The following is a 3,733-nucleotide window of genomic DNA, read 5'->3' as shown; positions in this document are numbered from 1 at the left end:
TCCCCCGATGAGGTCGATGTCGTGGGAGTGGCCGAGGCACTCGGCTACGCGACGAACCTCGATCTGCTCGACGAGATGAAGTCCCGCGTCGACCCGGAGGCCGTCCGTCTCTTCCACGGCGAGGACGGAGAGGTGTCCCCCCACTTCGACGCCGACGAGGACGAGCTCGCCGCCCGGCGCGGGGGTAAGGGCAACCTGGACACTTCTTCTGTGTTCACCCCCGAACGTTCGAAGAATGAGAGCGGTGTCCCGGATGCCGACGATGATGACGGGACGGTCCGCGACTTCGACTGGGAACCTGGGACGTACGCCGCGGACTCGACCATTGACGAGGGCAAGGCGAGGGAAGAGCGCGGTGAGGACCCCATCGACTGACACGCTGATCGACGTCGCGGTCAACCACGGGCTGCGGATCACGTGGCACCGGGGCGGTCCGAAGGCCGCTTGGCGGCCGCCGCGGAAGATCAGCCTGCAGCTCGGGATGACGGAGCCGGACACGGTCTGCGCGCTGGCGCATGAGCTGGGGCACTTCACCCACGGTGACTCCTGTGGGGAGAACCGTCGGGCGGAAGCCCGGGCGTGGCGTCATGCCGCGGACATCCTCATTGACCCGGAGCTGTACCGCACTGCCGAACTCGCCTTCGGCCCACACCCGGCGCGGCTGGCTGCCGAGCTGGGTGTCACCACACACGTCATCGCCGTCTGGCGGGATGTTCACGAGAGGATCACGAGAGTATGACCATGAAAAGGACCCTGGCAGCCGGCGCGCTGTCTGCCCTGACACTGACGCTTGCCGCGTGCGGTGGAGATGGCGAGGAGGGAACCGCCCCGGACGCCCGTACTTACGGCTCCATGTCCGAGTGGAAGGAGGCAGTGGGCGGTACCGGTCTCGGGTGTGAGTGGCTTTCCAGCACTACTGCCCCCTCGGAAGTCGATGAGTACGCGACCTGCACAGACAAGTACGGCGCCAGGGCCTCGCTGGCTACGTTCTCCTCGGAGGGATGGAAGAACCAGCGGATCAACCAGTTCCGCAACCAGCAGTCCTGGGCCGAGGAAGCGCCGGCGATGGTTGATGGCCCGGGCTGGACGGTGGACTGCGCGAACGAGGCCCAGGCTCAACGCTGGATCGACGCTATCGGCGGGCAGCTCCGGCTTGCCCCGAACTACTGAGAGGCATCCATGAACATCAACATCATGAAGCCCCTGGCCGCCGGCGCGCTGTCTGCCCTGGCGCTGACGCTTGCCGCGTGCGATGGGGATGACCCGAAGCGTTCGACCATCCACTCCATTGACGATGCGAAAGCGAAACTCGATGCCTCCGACCTCGCTTGCGAGCGGTGGTCCCCCTACCCCGAGTCTGAAATGGCGTTCTGCGACCTAGGGGGCGAGCAGCAGACCTTCTCGATCGTCGAGATGGAGTCCAGCAGCATGGAGCTATACGCCGCCGTGAAGTTCGATGGAGACCAGGACATCCTGGAGATGGTCGTAGGAGAGAACTGGGGCTTCACGTGCCGTCTCATTCCCCTGACCACCTGTAGCGAAGCCGCGGGAGTGCTCGGTGGGGAGGTCCTCAAGCGCGGGGATCAGGGGCCGGAAGTCGTGTCTTAACCAAGGAACTACAGCAGCAAGAAGGCCTCCACCGTCGGGCAAGGACGGTGAGAACCGAAGTGTCGACCGAACAGGAAGTTGAAGAAGTGAGCGACGACATGGACAGCTACGACGACCAGGACATCGTCGTCGAGAACATCGACGGGCTCGGCGAGTTCGTCATCTACACCACCGAGGACGGGAGCACCGAGGTTCACCTCCGGGTGGTTGACGAGACCGTCTGGATGACCCCCTCGGAGATCTCCCGCATGTTCGACGTGACGACGGCCAACGTCTCCACCCACCTCCGGAACATCTACGCCGAGGGTGAGCTGACCAGGGATCGAACTAGCAAGAAATTCTTGCAGGTTCGATCCGAGGGTGACCGGACCATCCGCCGGACCGTCGCCCACTACAACCTCGACGCCATCCTCGCTGTCGGCTACCGGGTCCGCGGCACCCGCGGCATCCAGTTCCGAACCTGGGCCAGCACGATCCTCTCCGAGTACCTCATCAAGGGCTTCGCCATGAACGACGAGAAGCTCAAAGACCCGCGCGGGGCTGACTACTTCGATGAGCTGCTCGCACGCATCCGAGACATCCGCACCTCGGAGAAGCGCCTCTCCAAGCAGATCCTCGACGTCTTCGCCCTCTGCGCCGACTACGACAAGGACGACCCCCGCTGCACCCAGTTCTTCCAGCGCATCCAGAACAAGCTGCACTACGCGGTCACCGGCCAGACAGCAGGAGAGATCATCGCCACCCGCTGTGATCCCACTGCCGACAACCTCGGACTCACCACGTTCAAGAATGACAAGGCGCTCAAGGCCGACGCTCTCACCGCGAAGAACTACCTCACCCATGACGAGCTTGAACGACTCAACCGCTTCACCGACGGGTTCCTCACCTACGCCCAAGACCAGGCGAAAGGGCGCAAGGTCGTCTACATGGACGACTGGCTCGCACGGACCGACAAGTTCATCGAGTTCAACGACTACGAGGCGCTTCACGACAGCGGTCGAATCCAGATGGACAAGGCCAAGGAGCTCGCGGCCGAGCGGTACGCGCTCTTCGATGCCAAACGCCGTGGCCCGGTCGATGCGCAGATCGAAGCCGAACAGCTGGACCAGCTCCAGACGATCGAGCGACAGATCCTCACCGACCGGAAGAGACTCGCGCCCCGCACGAGAGAGTAACAACAGGCCCCCACCGTCGGGCAGGACGGTGAGGGCCGGATCGTCCACCAATGCACAGCCAAGCACAACGGAAGACGAGGAAGAGGCTACCCGATGGCCGCCAGTGTCCGTGACCTCTGGACCAAGAAGAACCCCGACAAGACCAGCCGCACCACCCGCGTCCACTCCGCCCGGTGGGGCATCGGCAAGCGCTGGCAGGTCGTGTGGACCGAGGCCGGCGTCCCCGTCTCCGAGACGTTCACCACCAAGGACGCCGCCGAGGAGTTCGCCGCCGGCGTCGTCGTGAAGCAGACCGAGGGCACCTGGATCACCAAGGACAAGAAGGCCGTCACCCTCGCGGACATGTGGGACCTGTGGATCCCGACGAAATCCGACAAGGCGAAGTCCACGCTCGACAACTACAACTCCACGTGGCGGCGCATCAACGGGCAGTTCGGTGACCGGCCGTGCCACACCCTCGGGCGTGCGGAGATCTCCACCTGGATCGCGTCCCTGACGACGACGAAGGGCGTGAAGCCCGGGGACGACCCCCGCCCCCTCGGGGACGCCGCGAAGCGCCTTGCCGGCATCGTCATGAAGGCCCTACTGGACCTCGCCGCCGAGGAGCGGGTGATCCTGCACAACCCCATGAAGTCGAAGGACCTCCCCACCCAGAAGCCCTCGGAGCGCCGGTACCTCACCGTCGAGGAGGTGGACCGCCTGTTCGCCGCCGCTGATGGCCTCGACGAGGCAGCCGCTGCCCGAGAGCGCGAGGCTGCCGACGGGGACCAGGGGCAGGACACCGCCGGGGCCATTGACGAGGACGAGCCTGCTGATCCCCGGATCAGGACCGCGGTGGAACTCCTCGTACGCACCGGGGTGCGACCTGGGGAGGCGTTCGGCTTCCGCGTCGGCGACCTGGCCGCCGGTCGTGGCCGACTGCGCGTCCAGCGGGACGTGGATGACCTCGG

5 protein-coding genes and 1 pseudogene are annotated in these 3,733 nt (G+C 65.2%); all 6 read left to right on the top strand.

Annotation, left to right across the window (positions count from 1 at the left end; translation table 11 throughout):
* Positions 1–375, top strand: a pseudogene (locus QZV72_RS14845) (hypothetical protein); the annotation flags it as partial.
* Positions 356–739, top strand: coding sequence for an ImmA/IrrE family metallo-endopeptidase (locus QZV72_RS14840; RefSeq protein WP_297009525.1), 384 nt, complete (start codon positions 356–358; stop codon positions 737–739). The pseudogene QZV72_RS14845 and the gene QZV72_RS14840, both read left to right, overlap by 20 nt.
* Positions 740–741: 2 nt before the next feature.
* Positions 742–1,170, top strand: coding sequence for a hypothetical protein (locus QZV72_RS14835; RefSeq protein WP_297009523.1), 429 nt, complete (start codon positions 742–744; stop codon positions 1,168–1,170).
* 9 nt (positions 1,171–1,179) lie between these two features.
* Positions 1,180–1,608 carry a hypothetical protein gene (locus tag QZV72_RS14830; RefSeq protein WP_297009521.1) on the top strand — a complete coding sequence of 143 codons (429 nt, stop codon included), beginning with the start codon at positions 1,180–1,182 and terminating at the stop codon, positions 1,606–1,608.
* Between the two features lie 86 nt (positions 1,609–1,694).
* Positions 1,695–2,783: a RhuM family protein gene (rhuM, locus tag QZV72_RS14825; protein ID WP_297009519.1), complete on the top strand. Its 1,089-nt coding sequence runs from the start codon at positions 1,695–1,697 to the stop codon at positions 2,781–2,783.
* Between the two features lie 93 nt (positions 2,784–2,876).
* A partial coding sequence (locus tag QZV72_RS14820; protein WP_367119109.1) for a tyrosine-type recombinase/integrase occupies positions 2,877–3,733 on the top strand: 857 nt, incomplete at its 3' end.

Source organism: uncultured Corynebacterium sp. (assembly GCF_902782855.1).
Lineage (GTDB): Bacteria > Actinomycetota > Actinomycetes > Mycobacteriales > Mycobacteriaceae > Corynebacterium.
The sequence above is the reverse complement of the archived record's forward strand: the minus strand, read 5'-3'. Positions and strand labels throughout refer to the sequence as shown.

Coding starts and splice junctions, on each gene's coding strand:
- QZV72_RS14835 (WP_297009523.1), top strand. CDS start 742: ATGAAAAGGACCCTGGCAGCCGGCGCGCTGTCTGCCCTGACACTGACG.
- QZV72_RS14830 (WP_297009521.1), top strand. CDS start 1,180: ATGAACATCAACATCATGAAGCCCCTGGCCGCCGGCGCGCTGTCTGCC.